At 65.0% G+C, this 19150-nt stretch carries 17 protein-coding genes and 1 pseudogene; 9 read left to right on the top strand and 9 right to left on the bottom strand.

Translation table 11 applies throughout. From position 1 onward, the window contains the following. Nucleotides 1-784: 784 nt before the first annotated feature. The 3 genes from ACQP1G_RS26410 to ACQP1G_RS26400 all read right to left on the bottom strand — a co-directional run bounded on the left by ACQP1G_RS26410 (nt 785) and on the right by ACQP1G_RS26400 (nt 3321). A complete protein-coding gene (locus ACQP1G_RS26410) occupies nt 785-2029 on the bottom strand; it encodes a patatin-like phospholipase family protein (protein ID WP_433192251.1) in 1245 nt (414 codons plus the stop codon). 120 nt (nt 2030-2149) lie between these two features. After that, complete coding sequence (locus ACQP1G_RS26405) at nt 2150-2278, bottom strand: hypothetical protein (protein ID WP_433192250.1); 129 nt, start codon at nt 2276-2278, stop codon at nt 2150-2152. An 878-nt stretch (nt 2279-3156) separates the two neighbouring features. Then, entirely contained in the window at nt 3157-3321 is a 165-nt protein-coding gene (locus ACQP1G_RS26400) for a hypothetical protein (RefSeq protein ID WP_433192249.1), read from the bottom strand. A 1035-nt stretch (nt 3322-4356) separates the two neighbouring features. On the opposite strand from ACQP1G_RS26400, the gene ACQP1G_RS26395 reads away from it, so the two are divergent. Together ACQP1G_RS26395 and ACQP1G_RS26390 are read left to right on the top strand one after the other, a co-directional pair. Then, nucleotides 4357-4704, top strand: a complete 348-nt coding sequence (locus ACQP1G_RS26395) for an NUDIX hydrolase (protein WP_433192248.1) — start codon at nt 4357-4359, stop codon at nt 4702-4704. 254 nt (nt 4705-4958) lie between these two features. Next, nucleotides 4959-5120 carry a hypothetical protein gene (locus ACQP1G_RS26390; protein WP_433192247.1) on the top strand — a complete coding sequence of 54 codons (162 nt, stop codon included), beginning with the start codon at nt 4959-4961 and terminating at the stop codon, nt 5118-5120. 873 nt (nt 5121-5993) lie between these two features. On the opposite strand, the gene ACQP1G_RS26385 is transcribed toward ACQP1G_RS26390, so the two are convergent. Both ACQP1G_RS26385 and ACQP1G_RS26380 read right to left on the bottom strand, forming a co-directional pair. After that, on the bottom strand, nt 5994-6233 hold the full coding sequence (locus ACQP1G_RS26385) for a hypothetical protein (RefSeq protein WP_433192246.1): 240 nt from the start codon (nt 6231-6233) through the stop codon (nt 5994-5996). A gap of 414 nt (nt 6234-6647) precedes the next feature. Continuing rightward, complete coding sequence (locus tag ACQP1G_RS26380) at nt 6648-6974, bottom strand: hypothetical protein (protein ID WP_433192245.1); 327 nt, start codon at nt 6972-6974, stop codon at nt 6648-6650. A gap of 183 nt (nt 6975-7157) precedes the next feature. Between ACQP1G_RS26380 and ACQP1G_RS26375 the strand changes: the two genes are divergently transcribed. After that, nucleotides 7158-7283: a hypothetical protein gene (locus ACQP1G_RS26375; protein WP_433192244.1), complete on the top strand. Its 126-nt coding sequence runs from the start codon at nt 7158-7160 to the stop codon at nt 7281-7283. Between the two features lie 728 nt (nt 7284-8011). On the opposite strand, the gene ACQP1G_RS26370 is transcribed toward ACQP1G_RS26375, so the two are convergent. Together ACQP1G_RS26370 and ACQP1G_RS26365 are read right to left on the bottom strand one after the other, a co-directional pair. Then, nucleotides 8012-8269: a hypothetical protein gene (locus tag ACQP1G_RS26370; protein WP_433192243.1), complete on the bottom strand. Its 258-nt coding sequence runs from the start codon at nt 8267-8269 to the stop codon at nt 8012-8014. A 155-nt stretch (nt 8270-8424) separates the two neighbouring features. Then, nucleotides 8425-9072, bottom strand: coding sequence for an ankyrin repeat domain-containing protein (locus ACQP1G_RS26365; protein ID WP_433192242.1), 648 nt, complete (start codon nt 9070-9072; stop codon nt 8425-8427). 808 nt (nt 9073-9880) lie between these two features. Between ACQP1G_RS26365 and ACQP1G_RS26360 the strand changes: the two genes are divergently transcribed. Both ACQP1G_RS26360 and ACQP1G_RS26355 read left to right on the top strand, forming a co-directional pair. After that, nucleotides 9881-10213: a hypothetical protein gene (locus tag ACQP1G_RS26360; protein ID WP_433192241.1), complete on the top strand. Its 333-nt coding sequence runs from the start codon at nt 9881-9883 to the stop codon at nt 10211-10213. 1267 nt (nt 10214-11480) lie between these two features. Beyond that, nucleotides 11481-11666, top strand: a complete 186-nt coding sequence (locus ACQP1G_RS26355) for a hypothetical protein (protein ID WP_433192240.1) — start codon at nt 11481-11483, stop codon at nt 11664-11666. 810 nt (nt 11667-12476) lie between these two features. Here ACQP1G_RS26355 and ACQP1G_RS26350 read toward each other — a convergent pair. After that, nucleotides 12477-12599, bottom strand: coding sequence for a hypothetical protein (locus ACQP1G_RS26350; RefSeq protein ID WP_433192239.1), 123 nt, complete (start codon nt 12597-12599; stop codon nt 12477-12479). 106 nt (nt 12600-12705) lie between these two features. Further along, a pseudogene (locus ACQP1G_RS26345) lies at nt 12706-14071 on the bottom strand (ISNCY family transposase). A gap of 504 nt (nt 14072-14575) precedes the next feature. Here ACQP1G_RS26345 and ACQP1G_RS26340 point away from each other — a divergent pair. From ACQP1G_RS26340 to ACQP1G_RS26325, 4 genes are all read left to right on the top strand, one after another. Then, nucleotides 14576-14737, top strand: a complete 162-nt coding sequence (locus tag ACQP1G_RS26340) for a hypothetical protein (RefSeq protein WP_433192238.1) — start codon at nt 14576-14578, stop codon at nt 14735-14737. 518 nt (nt 14738-15255) lie between these two features. Further along, nucleotides 15256-16599, top strand: a complete 1344-nt coding sequence (locus tag ACQP1G_RS26335) for an FAD-dependent oxidoreductase (RefSeq protein ID WP_433192237.1) — start codon at nt 15256-15258, stop codon at nt 16597-16599. A 96-nt stretch (nt 16600-16695) separates the two neighbouring features. Next, nucleotides 16696-18300, top strand: a complete 1605-nt coding sequence (locus ACQP1G_RS26330; RefSeq protein WP_433208834.1) for a GMC family oxidoreductase — start codon at nt 16696-16698, stop codon at nt 18298-18300. A 26-nt stretch (nt 18301-18326) separates the two neighbouring features. Beyond that, on the top strand, nt 18327-18770 hold the full coding sequence (locus tag ACQP1G_RS26325; protein WP_433192236.1) for a hypothetical protein: 444 nt from the start codon (nt 18327-18329) through the stop codon (nt 18768-18770). Nucleotides 18771-19150: the final 380 nt, after the last annotated feature.

Genomic DNA, 19150 nt, shown 5'->3' with positions numbered 1-19150 from the left:
TCCCCGCAATTCGGCCATCCGCGTCAACTACGCATGGCGAGCTGTCTCGATCCGGATGGCCAGTGTGACTTTCCTGGTCGACGGTTCGGGCATCGCTCCTCCTCGGTGCGAGCGGCCGGTAAACGCTTGTTGCGGTTACGAGTACGGCCGCAGGACACCAACGAGGCACCGCCCTCGGTCCGCCGCCGCGCAGGGTAGACACATCAGCCGAACCGAGAGCTATTGGTTCCCGGGGAACCGCCTTCAGTTAATTTCGGCAGAAGAGCACGCTCAATCGTCTGTCCGGTCGAGAAGTCGGGCGCGCGGACGCTCGACGAGACAGGATCGGCGACGGTCGGACTTCCGCCCCAATGCCCGCTTGTGGCTGCCGTTCTCGGCAGGCAACACCGAACCGACCGCAGAAAGGCGCCAGCGGGCCGACTGGCGGCCGAAAACGGCCAAACACAAGGGCCGACCCTGGCCGGCGGTCCGCCCAACGGCTAAGGCCTCCGTTAAGCAGCCATATGCGGCGTTCGCTCGCGTCCATACGGTAATAATGGACGTCGCCGTGGATGGGGTACATGGGGCTGGGGCGATGGACGCCGAGTCGACGAGGCACCGGCGGCGCCCGAGCCGGTCGACCGTTCGTTCTGACGGGCCACGGTAGCGGCCGGGTCATCTCGCCCGGTGCACCAAGAGGTGTCGGCTCGTGGGCGAACGGGCGTGGTGGCCGCTGTAGATCAGCGGATGTAGTCGATGCGGACTTTGGTGACCGGGTTGTCGGTGTGGTTCGATTACTGCTTTTTCATGCGGTCGAGAGTGGTTGTCGTGGTCGGATCCGCCATGGCAGCTGGTGTGGTGGTGCTGCGTTGAGTGCCGCGTTGGCGTGACGTTGGCCGAGTTCTATTGATGCTTCGATGAATTCGGGGTCGAAGTACAGGTAGCTGAACAGGTCGCCGCGGCGTGGGCCGTCGCCGCCCAGCACGCGGCCCAGTATCTGTAGCTCTGCGTGACGCAGCGTCGAGACGATGCCGCTGCGTCGGTGGCGTTGATTGGCGAATACCTCTTCGGCGAGGTTGCCCAGGGTCGCTCGTGTGGGTGGAGTGATCGCAAGGAAGGGGATGACCTTTCGTGGCCGCCCGGTCATGGTGGTGGCGGGTTCGGTCGCCTCGGCCAGCGTGTTGATTTTGGCGAGCGTGCGCAGGTCCTCGATCATCCGGTCGACCAGCGCAGCGTCCATCAGCCGCACGGTGACGTCGTCGATGTCGGGTGGCTGGTTGTTCGTGGGTGCCGGTGGCGTGTCGTCGATGACGGGGTGGGTCGCCACGACGGCGATCGCGTCGGTGCCCAGCGCGATGGCGGGTTTGAGTGGTGCGTTGAGTCGTATTCCGCCGTCGGAATACCAGCCGGCCCACTGTGGTGGGTCGCTGATGTGCTCGGGTGGGAACACGATCGGGATCGCCGCCGAGGCGAGCACATGCTCGGCCGTGATCTCGGCGGCCACGTAATCGATCGGCCGTTCATCATCGGGCGGCGGCAGCGGTGCTGTGTCGGCGCGGTCGACGAACACCACGGTGCGGTTGTCGGCGCCGGAGGTCGCGACCACTGCCAGCGCGGCACGCCGCTCGGCGATATTGGTCCGCAGCTGATCCCAGTCGATGACGGTTCGGGCGGTGCGACGCAGGGGAGAGGTGTCGAGCAGATGGGTCAGCTGCACTCCCGGTATGCGCAGCAGTTGACCGGCGGCGTGGCCGGCCAGGCGAGGAAATCCGATGGTCGGGGACCGGAACACGTCGCAGACGGTGATCTCACGCCACACCTGCAACGCCTGCTGCGTCTGTTCGGCCGGCGGCAGGTGCGACAGGGCGGCGAAGATCGTCGCGTTGATGGCCCCGGCGCTGGTGCCGACGAACCGCACCGTTTCCGCGCCCGCGCTGTGCAGGCGCGGCACCAGCACCGAGAGCACGCCCGCCTCGTAGCCGCCGCGGGCTCCCGCGCCCGCCACGACGACACTCACTCGGCGGGGCGGGGTGCCAGACCAGTTGGTCATCAGTGACCTTCCTTCGTTGGGTGGAGGTGGGTTCACTCACCGATGTGCACCCGCCCGGGGTACGGCCAACACCGAACACACCGAACTGCTGCTGGTGTGCCGGCCTGTCGGCCCGATATTTCAGGGTGACGCGCCATCCCGGACGCCTGCATCGCTCTGCATCGCCGACTGGCGTGCGCTGTGCGCCTCCTGCCGAGCCTCGTCCAAGCGCACACGCAGCAACTCGATCTCGGCCTGCACGTCCATCACGCCGGACCCCGAACCTCCGACGTCGACCGGTTACTGGTCACTGTGTCCTGTGTCGCCATACAAGCTCCTTTCCAGAAAACGAGACGGTTGCATGTTCACTGGCACGAACTCGTGATCGGCCTACTCCCCGATCCCAGCAGCCGATAGCAACTCTGTAGCAACATTAGCTGGATGGGGTTGAAACACGCCGAAATCGACGACACAACGCAGAGGTGGCGATGACGGCGAGGCCGCCCGAGACGGCGGTGTTAGTGCTGGCCCCAGGTATAGCCCAGGCATGCGGACACTTGTCGCCACGGACTGTCGCCGTGGTTGTGCCGCCGGCTGGTCGTCGTCGGGGGGCGGTCCGGCGGTGACGGCCTCGAACACGCTGGTCTATCAGGTGCGCATTCCGCGCCGGGGGACTTTCACCGTGGTGGCACATCCGTAACAGCGGTTCGCCCGGGCAGGTCGCCGCCGCGCTCACCGAGCTGGCCGCTCGGCTGTCTCGTGACCTCGATCCACTGACCCGGTCGTGGTGTTGGTTCGACTGCCCGGTGCACCGCGGCGGCGACTGCGTGATCGAACAGGTCGCCAGGCCCGTCCACGCCCTCGACATCGCACCCGAGCCCTGTGATCTGGCCTGCCGCCTCACCAAGTGGTGCGCCCGCACCGACGCGCCGCCCCACCAGCCGCACCGGCTTGGAGAGCCCAAGCGTCCGATCCGACGCTAAGGATTCCTTGAGGTCGATTCGCAATGTGCCGAAGAAGGCGATCCGCGTGCACCGCGGTGACAGTGGCAGAATACGTCGATGGGTGTGGCGGTAGCAGCTGCCCGTCCGCTGAGCATCCGGCAGGGCTTCAACCGTTGGCTTGCGGCGGCAAGAGTTGTCTGCCCGTCATCCGCCTGGCCATGGGGGTGTGGTTTCGTCCACTATCCGGTAGTAGCTGCTCGTCGGTGTTTCCAGCAGCGCCCGCAGGAAGCGGCTTCCCTCGCGTCGGCCGATTCGCTCGGGTAAGTCGTAGACGGTGATGTCGCGGTCGTACCAGTGTTGCGCGACCACTCAGCCACCTCACCGATCAGCACGACCGCCTGACATTCCTCGACTGCGAGGCCTGCCAGACCCAGGGTGTGCTGGTCTGGATCGCCGAACTGACCAACGGCGGCGAGTTGTGGCGCTGCAGCGACTGCGGCGACGAAGAACTCACCGACTGAACCGACCCGCGCCAGCTGGGGCAGGTGGCTGTTCGCCAGGAGTGTAGCCTGCGGATCGGAACGTCAGCGGGGTCGGATCGTCGCCGTCAGAGCACGCTGCTGCCGAGGGACAATGCGCTGCTTCCGGCGCTGAGGAGCAGCGACAGAATCGATGGAATACTCACTTCGGACTCTCTTTCTCCTGGTCACCGCCAGGGCTTTCCTGGGCCGGTCCGGGAGGTTTCGGGCATTCGCCCCCTCGTTTGCAGACCGCTCGGCGCTAGCGTAAGCGCTCACTCCGGTTCGGCGGCGCGTTGCACTGCCCACCCCTGGCAACAACCGACACCGAGCCTTCCGGTCGGCGTACCCTCCTCTGACAACCGGTGAACCTGCGAGAAACCAACTCGCATACCGAACGCTGTGGATCCAGTGGCGGTGACAACCCGATCATCCTTTCCGGATCGCCAAGTCATAGCTCATCGGCTGATCTACCTGTGCCTCGAGACCCGTAACGACCGGCGCGCCGCGCCCGGTCACGGGGCTGGTCGGGGTCTGCTGGCAGGCAGGGTGAATGGGCGTGGATGGCGATTTCCGGTCGGCGACTGACATGGCGGCCCAGCAGTTGTGCGCGGCACCGCGTGATGACCACGCTGACAGCATGGCCACAAATAGCCCATTCGACACCAGCCACCTAGCGACCGGATGGTGTGGTGATACAGCTCGATGCGTGGGGGATGCCACGAAACTCGTTGTGCGAGTGTGTAACTCGCTGCGAGCCGATACGCTGAGCGGGCATGACTGGCAAAGGTATCATCCGACGCGTTTCCGGAGACGACACACTGAGGCAGACCCCCATAGCGCTCGCAGTTGATACGGCTCGACTCTGTGCTGCAGTGGTTGGTCCATGCCCAGTGGTCCGCACGAGCTCGGCGAATCCCTCCGCGACACCGTCGTCCGTAAGACTCGCGAGGAGACCGGAATCGCTATCCATCTCTCCAGCCTGGTCGGCATCTTCATCACCCCGGACCACGTCATCGGCGACATGAGCAACGACAAGGTCGGGCAGGTTGTCACCATCGTCTACCGCGCCGAGCCCGTGGCCGGTGAACCGACACCGAGCAGCGAAAACGCCCGCATCGAATGGGTGCACGTCGGCGCCATCGCCGGCCTGCCGATGGACTCCGGCCAGCGCGAATGCCTCGACTGGGCATTGACCCAGCCCGAACCGCACATCGACGTGTCCGTGCCGTGAACCGAGACCGAGAACGGGACTGGAGCGCGACCAGCGGGCTGGCCCAACCAAACGCGCCGCCGCCCAGCGATACCCGACCGTCGACGCTTCCGCAGAATCGACGCGGCTGTAGGTCATGTAGGCGGTCCGGGTCCGAACCAGCCCACGTACTCCGTTCCCCGAGGTGCCCCCAGTCTCCGACACATTTCTCACCTTCCGGCACGCCAACGCAAGCAAACAGATCGGCTCCATATCCAAGCAAGGAGTGAATACCGATGGCCACCAGGAACCGCACATCGGACAAGCAGGGAATCCAACCCCACCAGCAGCTGGCCGATCTGTTGTCGGCGATCGACGCCGAGGAGGATCAGCTGCGTCGACTTGTCAGTGATATCGCATCCATAGCGCCGCAATCCCCGGGAGCCGCAGACCACTGACGGTGCTGGCTCGGCCGGCTCGAACCAGCTTCAGGGTCTTGGGCTTTTCGCGAACACCTGGTCTGAGGGTGACCTCAGGTGTGTTCGATGATTCGCTCAAGGGCGCTGGTGGGTTTCGATGTGCGGGCATCGAGTGCGTCCACGTCGAGGCTGCTGAAGGTGTTGACGTGCATGGCGATTCGGTCCTCTGATTCGCCCGCGGCAGGGCCAGCCTGCATACATCGTTGTAGGGGCGGTTCCTCCGGTGGTCGGTGGCGGGTTTCGGTTCGCTTGTAGGGGGCGACTTCGTTGTCGACTCACCGGCGTCGTTGTCGAGGGCGGGGTGTCCGATACGACAAGGCTATGGCTGGCATCGTTGAAGCATGAGTGTCGGAAGCGACATCTTTCGACCCGTTTCCGACCAAAGTCGGTGTATCGCCGCAGGCGACCCCGCGACTTCCGAAGCCCCGTATGCGCATACCGGAGTTTTGTCCCCGCAATTGCGGCAAGAGTGCGCTGGGTCGGTTCTGCTTCAGCAATGGCGGGCCGACGACTCGATGGCCAGCTGTGGGACCGTGATGCTCGAAGGGGGCCGGCAGAGGGCGAACACACCTGCACCGAACCGCGCGTCCAGTCCGGTTGCGTCCGTTGCGCTTTCAGAAACGTCACTGAATGTCAGCGGTACGCCGCACGAGATGTCAGCGGCGGCTGCATCGAATGTCGGCAGGTCGGGTCGGGTTCGGGGTGCTGAGCTGAGGGAACGACGAAATCGTTCATGATCCGGGCGCAAGTTGTCGCAGGAGTACGGCGGAATTGCCTGTCAAGGTGCTGAACTGGATGTTTGCCTATGACCGCCGATAAGCAGGGGGAACCGGCGGGTATTCGCCCTTGCTGCTACCAGGCCTGGATGGACCCGGCCATGCCGAGGTGGTCGACGATTTCGGTGGCTGCCAAGGGGCGTTGCGTGGTGCGGGTGATCTCGGCGACGCGGGCAGCCGGGCAGGTGGTTTCCGGGCTGGACACGGTGGCGCAGACCACGCAGTCCTCGACAGTATCGGTGAGGTGGGCTTGGATGTTGCGGTCGTCGAGTGCGGCGACCAAGCCGAACATGCTGAACGGATTTGTGGACATCATAATGGGGTTTCTGGTTCGTGGCGTTGTCGAGTCCGCCTGCGCGGCCGACTCCCTTGTCGGCCTATCCGACGCCATTGTCGAGGGCGGGGTCAGGTGACGGCGTTGTCACCGCAGTTGTGCTTGCTGCACGGCAACCATGCTCATCGGATAGGTACCGGCCCCGCATCGGTCATTCGCACGGGCATATACCTGTTTATGTAAGCGGCTCCCTACCTATCGGCGTTCGGGGCAGTGGCGCTCGCGTGGATCTGGGGTTGTCGTTGTTCGAAGTCGACTGCGCGTTTGCCGGGGGTGTGAATCGCCAGGTAGAAGTGCGTATTTGGGGTATGTCTTCATACCACCCCCGGCGACCGGTTCGAGCGGTGTTGGGATGAAGTGCTTCCGTGTCGTTTCTGGACGCTGTCCGGCTGACTCCTAACCATGCGAGGGGTGGGCGTTGGGTGAGACGTCCCGAGCAGGGGGGATGCGTCCAGGATGCAGCTCGCGTTGGCGGGCGGCCTGGGCGGTGTCGAGGTTGTGGCGGACACGTTCGGTGGCATCGACGAGCAGGCCTTTGGCTTGGCGGCTGCGCAGGATCAAATCGTAGCGGCGCTCATCGGCGGTGGGGACCGTTCGGCGCACTTCGGTGACCAGCTCGTCCAGCCGCGCGCGTAGCTGCTCGACACGCTCCGGATCCGGGGTAGGCCCGAGCCGCTTCAAATCGTCAATGGTGTCCTGGATCTGTTCTTCCAGACTGGGCATGCCGGGTCCCCTCGTCTCTTCGTGACCCGATCAGGCCTCGATGACCGGCCAGACTACGGGCACGTATCGTCAACAGCCACCCGCTTGATCCGGCTGTGGGGCAATGCGCCGAGGCCACACACGGCGGGCGCCCTCTGGATGAGTGTCAGCAGCTGTAACCGCTGCCGCCCCGGCTCGCGGGCTATGGCATCAGAGGATCTCGAGGCACGTGTGTCCGCGCTGGAGGAGCTGGCTGGGCGGATGCGCGATGTCGAGCAGGACGCGGCGGCGGCGCGGGTGCCGGCCGGTGGCGCGGACCGGGGAACGTGACCGAGGTTCGTTCGCCGATCCGCGATTTCCCCCGAGTCTCCGTGTCCGGTCTGAGCGATCTGTGTGGTCGGCGGGGTTCGCGTGTTCTTTTTGCGATAGGGGTCGAGGGGATCTTGTTGCGGACCACCCCACCCGGCGGCAAACACGACGCCCTGGTCGGCAAAGTGCCCGCCCGCAACCGGGATGCCGACGGTTTCACCGACCCAACCGGCCCCGTTCCCGGACCCCATGCCCAGCTCGGTCACGGATGCATGCGCCTGGCTTGGCTGAGACTCCCGGATAGACGATTCCTGACTGTCCACCTGTTTTGAGCGCATCAAACCGACTGTCGGTCAGTAGTTTTCATATACTTTGACGAAATGTGTGTCAACAATCGTGGTGCACAACAGAATTCGTGATCGAATAGATTTCGTCGCGCCCAGGACTTCACAACACAACACCGGGGGTGCGGCAACCGCAGATAGCCAGCGACCCCGGCCTCCCTCATCAGCCGTAAGAGCGGGAGCCGGGGTCGCTGGTTCGGAGTGAAGGCGGCATCGATCGGCCCGACCGCCGAGGTAACGCAGGATCGCGCGGTCACCGTAGACCCGACCGTCTGCTGCCGGCCCGACACGATCGCTGACTGCCGCTACCGCCACCTCACACCCCCCACGCTGCCGGCCACACCAGTCGACCGGTCCAGCGTGGCTACCTGTTCTGGCTCGCCGCGTCCACCGGCAGTGTGACTGTTATTCCGGGTCGGCGCGGGCAGTGGGTCGCCGGGGCAGTGCCGCGTAACCGCGCAGGTCGGCGTCGATCTCCGCTGGGCGCAGTTCACCGCCCCTCATGTCGATGATCGCCTCTTCCTCGGCCCGCGACACCTGGACCTGGTAGCCGCGTTCGGCGCGGGCGGGTGGATCGTTGGTGATCCCGGCGGCGAGCACCTCCAACCCCGACGGCGGGTTCGACGGCCGCCACATGCGCGGTGTCGCACCCGGTCTCGTCAACGACGTTGACACTGCCGGTCGACGCGGGACCCGACGGTTTGCGATGGTCACGATCGGTGATTGTCACCAGCCATCACCGGCGAACCCGGAGTTTTCCACGCCCACCCCATCCGGGCGGACCGGAACGCATCTTCGGCTCGGTCGGTCATGGGTGTCTAGGAGCCTTCGACAGGAATGTCGTGGGTGTGCAGCCAGTCGATGATGCGGTCGCGGTCGCGGCGCGCTCGGTCGGTGAGCGACTCCGGCGGGGTCAGCAACAGGGTGCGGTCGAACGTCGACCCTCGTCCGTTGGTGCGGGTCGGGTCGGCGCCGGCCGCCAACAGATCCACGACGCTGCGGTAATCACCGATTTCGGCGGCCAGGTGCAAGGGTGTGTCCCCGGCACGGTCGGTGGCGTCCGGACACGCTCCGGCGGTCAGCAGCATGTGCATCTGCGGGCGGCGCCCGGACAACACCGCGCTCATCAGCGGAGTGTGCCCGGTCTGCGGATTCACCAGATCCACGTTTGCCTGCCGGGCCAGCATCGCCCCGAGATAGCGGGGGTCTTCGGCCACCGCCGCGTAGTGCACCACGGTGTCACCGGCATCGTCGAGGTGACCGGTGTCCGCGCCCGCGTCGAGTAGGACCCAGACCGCCTCGGCGCTGCGGTTGACGATCGCCCACCCGAGCAGACTCACCCCGCCGGCACCGACCGCGTCCGGGTCCGCCCCGTCCTGGATCAACTGCGCCACCCGCGCGTAATCACCGTGCCCGATCGCCTTCGCGACACGCGCACCCATCGGGTCCGTAAACACAATCGCCACGCCACCAACACCCTCCCCCCTCACCCTAGCAATACTCGAGCAGCCCCCACCCACACCAGCACACCGCGGGGGTGCCGACGATACGTGCTGGGTACGACGTATTCGGCGAACAGGTGAAACCGGACGGTGGCGAATTGTGGGCGAATGCGCCGAGCGACCTCGCCCACCCAAACCACCGCCATCACTGCCAGCCCGTACCCACCGCCGCGCGTGCCTGACTCTTGACATTCACTGCAGTGGGCCGCGCGCTGGGTGAGGCCAGGCCGGGTCCCCGCAGCGGACTGGTCCAAACGCCGCGGCCTCGGTCGTGGTGCATGAATGGAACGGCCCTGCGCTGTTGAGCGCCACCGGGTACCACCAGTCCCCACGCAGCGACGACATCCCAGGACACGCGCGAGAGCGGCCGGGAAAAGACGTGTATCGGTGTCGATTCCGTTTATGCTCGCCGTTGCGGCGCAAGTCCGCCCGCAGCGAATCCGATCTGGGTGGATAAACACCAACCCTGGTGAGCCGCCGCTTCATTCGCCCGACAGGGCAGCGGCCCGCAACCACCCCTCGGGTCTGTGGGCCGTTCGCCTGAGATGAGCAACGACTACCGCACACCGCGAGCAGGAGGCACCGGCCTCGCGGTGTTCGGTTTGAGGATTTCGGTGTCAGCGGCTGTCGGGCATGCGCATGGATGGGGCAGCGTTAGGCGGTGTGTTCGTGGTGATATCGGGTATGGCCCAGGCATGCGGGCGCCTACCGTTACCGGCTACCGCCGTGGTTGCGCCGCCGGCTGGTCGTCGTCGAGGGCGACGGTGCGGCGGTGACGGTCTCGGACACGCTGGTCTACCAGGTTCGCATTTCCACACCAGGGGACTATCACCGAGTGTGGTGGCGCATCCGCAACCTCGGTTCGACCGCGCAGGTCGCTAGCGCGTTCACCGAGCTGGCCGCCCGGTTGGCTCGGGATCTCGATCCACTGACGCGGTCGTGGTGTTGGTTCGACTGCCAGGTGCACTGCGGCGTCTGCGTGGTCGAACAGGTCGCCGGGCCGGTCCACGCCCTCGATATCGCGCCCGAGCTGTGTGATCTCGCCCGCCGTCTCACCCAGTGGTGCGCCCGCACCGACGCGTTGCCTCACCAGGATTGGATGTGAGAGTCCCTCGCCTGCGGAGCACCTGCTGCGCGGCTGACGACTCGCTATGGGTCGGTGCAGGCGTTGTTCGCGGTGTCGAACCGACTGCGCCGACACCACCGCAGCCGTCGAGGACTGTGCCCGCACACCACCGGCAACCGGTATCGGGCTCATCGGCTGGACTCCGCCACGCTCTGCACGGGCATATCGTCGACGACCAGGTCGTTTGCCGGATTCAGCCCGGGCCGGGCCGAAATGAGTAATGCCGTCGAGCATGCAGGGCGCGACGGCATCCGGGCTCGCGGCACCTGGAGGGGGAGGGTCGGTGGCCGCGAGCATCTATCAGCCGGGGGGAGGGCTGATAGGCGTCGAGCCTAACCGGTACACGGTGGCCGCGGCCAGTCAGGGGGCGACGGTATCGTCGGAAATCCTCGCGCGACAACACATTTCACGTTACTGGCGGGTCCGCGCTGGTCATGGGGTTGCGGACTGGTCACATCGGGCGCCATGTTCCCGGAAACGGCTTCGGGAGTCTCTGCTCGCTTTGCGGCTGTGGGGCTTCAGGATTGCCAGGGGCTCGTGGTGATCGAGCTCGGCTGGCCGGTCCGCACCTACAGGGTTGGTTTGCCGGTGTGTGGCATGAAAGTATTTGTGCCGCAAGGACTATCGGATCATCGGTGGCGGTGTTGGCGCCGCGTACCTGTCGAGGGAATAGGAACGGTTGTTGTTGATCGGCGGATCTATCGTGGGCGTCATCGTCGTGCTGGTGTTGCTTGGTATCGCGGCCGCGGCTTTGGATCCACGTGGCCGTGCGGAGCGGCGTGAGCGGGTCGATTCCGAGGTGCACGAGCATGTTCGGCGCCAGTCTCAGTGGCCCAGAACTGATCAGCTACACCGTCGATGACTCCCTTGTCTGTCCGGCTTCGGTTGTGTCGCGGCCCAGATTCGACTGTCTGCAATGATGCCCGCGCGTGCCTGGTACTCGATGGACACGCGGATTGGCGCAGCAGCACGCTGCGGTCGGGCACGCATCGGCCCCGCGCGGCATCAAAGCAAAACCAAGTTTCCTCGCCCCTCGCCTTGCCCGCAACGAGCTCTGGCTCATCCCTGAGCGGCAACGTGGCTGCGGTGGGCGGGTATCCGGCGCGCACCGGTTTGGGGTTCGCGAGGCGATGGTCGAGGTAGCGGTACCAGGGGCAGTTCTTGTCGGCGACCGCTGCGGTCGGGCTGCAGCGTTGGCAGCTCGCGCACATGACCGTGGCAATGGGTCACCTGCAGGTTCACCGAGTTGGTCGAGCACGGCTACTTGGCCGCCCAACGCCGGCCCGGCGGGCAGCTCAGCACAGCCGAATGGGTCGTCACCGGCACACCCGAGGGGACCGAACCGAAACATCGTGAGACCGGCCAGAAAACGTGGCGCGCAACACTTGCCGGGATGCGTGCCTGCGGCTACATCACTGGTCGCGGCGAGTGAATCCAGCCGGGCCGGCCCGGACATGGCGCCGCCCAGGGCGCCGCGTGCGCCGTCCTGGGCGGGTGGGGAGGGTGAGTCGCACAACGCATCCCTCGAACCAGTCGCCGGATCAGAGCAAATCCGGCGACCCGCCCACGGTAACACCGCACGGTCTGTTTTGCCGGAGGGTTGCTCATTCAGTGCCGATCCGATGAGGACGCGCCGTGGCACAGGTTTATCGAAGCCCTATCGGTCCGGTGCTCCAACAAAACACCGCAGGCTCAGTACCGACCGATCGCTTCACCACGACTGAGCCTGCGGCGTTTCGACCGGTGTCCGAACTTCACGCTGCGCGACCCCGGCCTCTACCCAGCACACTGCCACGCCGAGGTGATATGTCAAGTGCCGGTGAAAAACCTCGGTCACGCGATGGTGACCCGCCCGACCCGTCTAGGTAGTGGTCTGGAAGAAATTCGTTGTTCGCTGAGAATGCTGGGCTACTTATGCGACCACGGTCAGAGGTGTCGGCGGGCGCAGGTGTCGGCGGGCAGCGTTCTACCGCGCGGTTGATGCCCGTCGTGGGCAATGGCGACCCCTGCGGTGCACAACGACGTGGAGCCGAGACGGGCAACGACGCTTGGTGGAGTCACGCTCATCAACTGGATACCGGTGTCTACGAGCGTCGGGCTCGGCTTTGCGGACAAGGCTACGGCGAACAAATCCATCCGGCTGGCGGCGGCGGTTGTCTGCGGTGGTCGATGCGGAACACCCGCGTTGCCGCCCCGGGTGGTTCGCCGAGTTGGTCCTCGAACTGGGCGCCAGCCGAGGCGTTCACACACGGTGATCGGCCGACGCGGTCGCCGCCTGTGGCTGTTGTCTGGTCAACGTCGCGGACAGTGCACCGGAGCCGACCTGTTCGGCCAACGCCAACGCCTCATCGCCCTCGGTATCCACCCGGGCGAGCCCGTTTCGCCGGTTGGAAGAGCCTGTGCGACAGGGGGATCGCTGATCGCTGTGCGGACCGATTGCTTTTCGGGCCGTGCTGGCTGAGCCTCGGTTTTCACCGGGCGATTACGGTCATCCGCTGGAGGTTGTAGGCGAAGATGCCGAGCCCGACGCAGGTCTGGGCTCCGGTGAGGCGGCGCATCCGGCTGCGGTGCAGCCAGAGTCCTCCTTTGAGGTGGCTGATGCGGGCCTCGACGTCGACGCGCCAGTTCCGCATGCGCCGGAAGGCGCGGGTGTTCGTGCTCGTGGCGGGTCTTGCTCAGGGTGCCGCTGCGTTGCAGTCCGATGTGCCGAACGCCGAGTTCAGCCTTGGCCTTGTCGTTGGCGGCGGTGTCGAAGCCGCGGTCGGCGACCACAGTGGCCGGGATGCAGCCTGTGGCTGCGATGCATGCTCGACGGCTGGGACCAGTTGCCGTGCGTCGTTCGGGTTGCCCTTGTTGACCTGGTGGAACGGGATGAAACCGTGGTCGTTTTCATTGATGAGGGTGGTGTAGCCGAACTGGGTGGGGTGCTGGGGTTTGCCCTTGCGGATCGGCCGTGCGTCCGGGTCGGCCAGCGACACCATGCGATCCGGAATGACACGGTTGCCCGCCAGCCGTTGCGCGGTCTGAGCCAACAATCCGGCGGGGTGCCTGTGATCGTGTCTTCCGGGTCGGTGACCAGCCTCCGCAACCGCCGTGACGGACGTCGGTCCAGCATCCGGCGGGCATTGCGTGCCACGACAGTCACCTCGGTGACCGTGGCCGTCGCGATGTCGGCGATCTCACCGGTGAGCCGGTCGATCTCACCCAACCCCTGGCCGGTGCGGCGGCGCAGCGTGCGGCTGATCTGCCTGATCCGTCGCCCGGCAGCGCGACTGCGGTCCCGGAACGTCGTACGTGTCGCCGCGCTGGCTGCCCTGATCCGCCGCACCAGCCCGCCCAGCTTGCGCGCGCCGTGATCGAGCAGATCCGCATCGGTGGGATGGCCGATGTCGGCCTCCACCACCGTGGTGTCGATGCGCAGCTTGTGCGCCCGCAGCATCCTGTCCTGGGACAGTTTGCCCACCAGCGCCGCGTTGAGCTGATCGAACACCTCCGGACCGGCCCGCCCGACCAGCTTGACCAGCGTGGTCGGGTGCGGCACACGCTTCCAGTGGGATCCGACAGAACCTGCGCCAGGTCATCGAATCCGACACCTCCCGGCACAACGTCTCGTATCCGAACTGGTAACGGTGCTTCAGATACGACAGCCGCAACAGCGTGTCGACCGGCACCGACGGCCACCCCAACCGGGCATCGAACATTCCCCGCCAGGGTGTGAGGAACCGTTCGTCGTCGAGATAGACATCGATGCGGGCCAACTCGTCGGTAAGCGGGAGCAACTCCGGCGGCAAACACCACATCCCACAACGACAGCTGCTCATCCGCGACCCGCAACATCGACCGCCACAACCCTCCACCGCGAACGACGCCGATACGAGTATCGCAACGAAATGCTCACTGCCACAGCGTATTCCGTGAATACATCCCTGTTTCCAGGGCAGAATTTTTCAGGGGCAAGTAGCTAAACCGCACCACCGCCGAAACCGCAGGCCAGTAACCATCAGGGGCCCGCCCGTGGCGTCATCGTATGACGGCACCGCTCCGACTGTGCATCCTTGCACGAAGATCGAGTGCACCGATCTCAACACTCAGACTCCACTTTCGGCCCATGTCAGTTCATTCAGCGCCGGTTTAGTGTCATGGCATGTCGTGTCTGCTCAGATCTCGGAGAGTTCCCTTGCGCCGACTCATCCACGGAAGAGTATGGCTCGGGCGAGCTGCGCTCACGGCGGATGGATGATGTGCGCCAACCAAGGCCGACGGGCTGCGAGGAAGTGGCGCGTATTTCAGTTCATCCGCCTGGGCCGGACTCCGCCGATTCGAGTGCCAGGCTCGGCCTATGTGCGGGCAACGTACTCCGACGCGGTCGAGATGGCCGCCGATATGGGCTTCCGCATGTACATGCAGGACTATTTCGCCAGGCCAGGCGCCGAGGAGCGATACCTCGGTCTGATGCTCGAGAATGTCGATGTCGACCTGATCGGTGTGGGGCCGGGCTCTTAGGGCTACATCAACCATCATCGGATCGCCACCGGAAAGCGTGTCGAATGAGCGTGGCCTACGACCGGTCCAGCTCGGGAATAAGCCGCGACTTTTGTTAAGCCCGGAAGTCCCTGGCCCGCGAGTGCGCCAGTAACGGATCAATCCCTCCGACTCCCGAATACCCGCTGCGCCTCCGCGGCCGTCATCCCGTCCCGCATCGCCCCTTCACCCGCATCCACAACGCCTTCCTGCTGCCCCCGGGGAAAGTTTGCGCATGTCCATCCTGAGATCATCGCCCACCCCCCCGAAACATCATGTAGCACAGCAGATCCGTTTCAAAATCAACATCTGCTCAGATCGCTGGCATCGCTCGACCAAGCCCGGACCTTATGGGAAATCTTCGGAAATGGGTGCGATCGTCAGCCATAGCTGAACGACTGATGAGAAGAAAGCCGTCAGTCCGCAATGCCGTCAGACCGAAGGGGTAGAAGCCGTGGCGGGGACTTTGCTTCGCGCCTTCGACTCGACTAGGAGCCGAAGTGGAAGAATTTCACGACCATGTTGTAGTCGGCGGCGGGTTCGCCGGACTGCATTGCACGGCCAAGCTCGCCGAAGCCGGTTTTGGCATAACAGTTTTCGAGGAACGACCCGAGCTGATGGCCGGGTCCAGCAGGCACAACTTCGCCCGCCTCCACCATGGGTGGCATTACCCGGGCAGTCTGGAGACTGCTGAAGAATGCCTCCCACCCGCCTTCGATTTCCTGGTGGAATTCGGGCACACCTTGCTTCCGGCGCCGCCGAATTCCGCAGGCGGCCCACTGCGCAACGGTTGGGTGGCACTGGCCACGTCGTCGTTCACATCGAGAGAGCAGTGGATGGCGAATGCCGAACATCTGATCGAGTGTTACCGCGCGGAGCGCGAGCTGCGTCGTGCCAGTTTCGGACCTACGGAGGAGTTCTTTCGACGACTGCCCAAGTCCGAGTGGCGGACCAGTTTCAACGAATGCCTGATCTCGGATATGGCGTCGACCCTGGAACCGTTCATCGATCTGAGCGTATTGGCCGGCACGGTGATCGAGCGACTGCGGCGATACCAGAATATACAAGTGCGAACGAATCATCGAGTTGTGGCTGTCGATGCATCGGGTTCCGGCGACTACCCGGTGCGGTTGACGGTAGTCGCCGGGAAGGAAGCTCGTCGGATCCACGCGCGACGTGTCATCAATGCTTCGTGGCTTTCCCGGGCGATGCTGGACAGGCAGATCGCCGAGAGCGCAGGTTTGCCGCCACCCGATGACCTGACCTACCGTCTGAAGACATTCGTCAGAATCGAGCTTCCATCCGATTGCCGTGACCTGCCTTCTCTGCTGGTGGTCCACGGCGCATTCGTTAGCTTCACAAACTTCGGTGACGGCAGTGGATTGGTCGACTACGCACCGGTGTCGAATGAACGTCCCTCCGTAGGACGGATTCCGGATCACTGGTATTCGGCGTTGGCGCAACGCTGGCCGGAGAAGCAATGCCAGGAACTCATCCGGGCGACGATGCAGGGCGTGATCGCGTATGTTCCAGCGCTCGCGAACGCCAGGCCGATCTCTTTGCATGCCAGCGCGCTGTATCACCCGGGGACGGCAGCTGACGTGTTCGACCCGACCTCCGCCGCGCACCACCGCCTCGGGACCGGAGTTACAGCATTGACGCCCCACTGGTTTTCGCTCGACACCGGAAAGCTGTCGTGGGTGCCACGCCATGTCGCCACGGTCGCACGGGCGGTCACCGGGTTCCGCGAGCAACTGCTGGAGTCCGTGGACTCTGTGGACGACCGCGAAGGAGCCCGTTCCAGGGAAGCCCCGGATTTGATCAGTCCTGCATGCCGGTATTGATTCATGTAGTGCGCTCGAGCGCCACCGCGTTTATCCCCGCTGGTCGGCGTGCCGTTCATTTCGAGGTTCATCCCGTACCCCAGGAGAGGAAATGTGATGGAAAAGTCTGATGTGCTGATCATCGGAGCCGGCGCGTCGGGCGGAGTCGCCGCGAGCGCGATGGCCGAGGCCGGGTTCGACGTGATCTGTCTCGAGCAGGGGAACTGGCCAGAGCCAGCCGAATACCCGGCGCGGCGCGCAACATATGAGTTGGAGGCCCGCAAGCAGTGGTCGGGCAGCCCCAACATCCGCGCGAATCCGATCGACTATCCGATCAACGATGCGCAGTCCGCCGTCGCGCCGCTCATGCATGCCGGGGTCGGCGGCAGCATGGTGCTTTATGCCGGCGACTGGCCACGGTTGCTGCCATCGGATTTCCGGGTGCGGTCACTCGACGGCGTGGCCGACGACTGGCCGCTGCGCTACGCCGACCTGCAACCGTACTACGAACGCACCGATATCGCGTTCGGGGTGTCCGGAGTCGGTGGCGACCCCGCCTATCCCGGCGGCGCCGAACCACCGCTTCCTCCACTGCCGATCGGCGCGATCGGGGCGCGGATGGCGCGGGCCCACGACCAGCTCGGCTGGCACTGGTGGCCCGCGGCCCAGGCAGTATTGTCGGCTCCGTATCGAGGACGCCGCCGATGTGCGCAGCTCGGCGCCTGCATGCAGGGATGCCCAGAAGGCGCTAAGGCATCCACCGACATCACCCACTGGCCGACGGCACTGGCCCATGGCGCACGATTGTTCACCGGAGCACGAGTGTCACGAATCCTAATGTCCCGCAATGGACTTGCCACAGGAGCGGAATTCATGCGCTCGGATGGCTCGTGGCATGTTGTGCACGCGGACGTGGTCATCCTTGCCGCGAACGCGATCGGCACGCCGCGTATTCTGCTCAATTCCGCGTCGCCACGCCATCCCGACGGACTCGCCAATTCCAGCGGACTGGTCGGACGTCGGCTGATGGTGCATCCGTTCGCGAACGTGATGGGTTACTTCGACGAGGATATGGCCAGTTGGCGCGGCCACGTGGGGGCAAAGATCACATGCTATGAATTCTATGAAACCGACACCAGCCGGGACTTCCTGCGGGGTGCGAAATGGAGTCTGGCACCCACCGGCGGGCCACTCAACGCGGCGCTGCCCACCCGGGCAGGGGAGGACCTGTGGGGAGCTGGCCACCACGAGCAGGTGCGACGCCAACTCGGGCGAACGATGAGCTGGGGAATTTTCGGTGAGGATCTCCCCGACGAGACGAACCGGGTCACCATCGACGAAGCGTTGACCGACTCGTCGGGCATCCCCGCACCGAAGATCACGTACACGGTGAGCGAGAACTCGCGGCGGTTGCTCGATTTCCACATCGCTCGCGCCGTCGAATCGCTGAGAACCGCAGGCGCTTACGACACGGTGACGGAGTCGCTGATGCGTTATTCGGGTTGGCATCTGCTGGGCACGGCACGGATGGGCGCGGATCCGCAGACCTCGGTAGTGGACCAATTCGGCCGATCCCACGACATCCCCAACCTGTATGTCATCGATGGCAGTGTATTCGTCACCTCCGGAGGGGTGAACCCCACCAGCACCATCGCCGCCCTTGCCCTGCGATCGACGGAGAATCTCATTGCCAACCGCCGACACCAACCCGTTCCGGCATGATACGCATATTCGACACGGAAGAATCGATGAACGACACCGAAGAGCCCATCACCGATCGCTCGGCCACCGGGGTTCCCTCGGAATGCCGCGAATGGCTCCGGGAAATCGCCGATCACCTTATACCGGCATCCGCGACCATGCCGTCGGCCCGCGAAGCTGGGGTCGGCGACACACAGCTGGACGTGGTGCTCAAATCCCGGCCGGATCTCTCGCGCCACCTGTTGCGGGCCTGGATTAGCACCGGTGAGCTCGGCGCCGACGCGGCGCTGGGGGAGCTACGCCAACTCGACGTGCCGGCGTACCAAGCGCTGCTATTGGTCGTCGCGGGCGGCTACTACTCCAACAGCGAGGTCCGGGACCTGCTCGGCTACACGGGACAGCGACCCAGCGCGATACAGATCGCCGACGACATCGACGAGGAACTGCTCGCACGAGTTGTGCGACGAGGCAGTCGCTATCGCGAGGTATGACCTGGAGGACCGTCGATCGTGCGCGCCAGCTGGCTAGCCGGAGGAGGGTTCAGGTGGTGGATCCGTCCGCACGTACCACCGACCTCTCGGACCCTCCGGGCCACGTCGACGACCGCCGGTGCGACGAACACAGCATGTCGATACCTCCGAACGTGGCGGCCAGCCGGTCAATCTGCCAGTGGACCGCCCGGGCGGTCCACGATTTCCGGACGCCCTGGGAAACGTCAATTCCGGCGCGGTCGCGATTTGCCGGGTGAGGACAGAATGGATCAGCGTTGCGGCTCGGTTTGGTCTGCGTGTTTGGGTGAGTGCGATCGCCCCCAGCTGCCGAATCGTCTGAACATCATCCAGCGGGTTGTTCGGTGTGGGGCTATTCGTCT

Origin of the sequence: Nocardia sp. CA-107356 (assembly GCF_050946365.1) — a bacterium.
GTDB lineage: Bacteria > Actinomycetota > Actinomycetes > Mycobacteriales > Mycobacteriaceae > Nocardia.
Note: the sequence above shows the minus strand (reverse complement) of the source record. Positions and strands in the feature narration are given on the sequence as shown.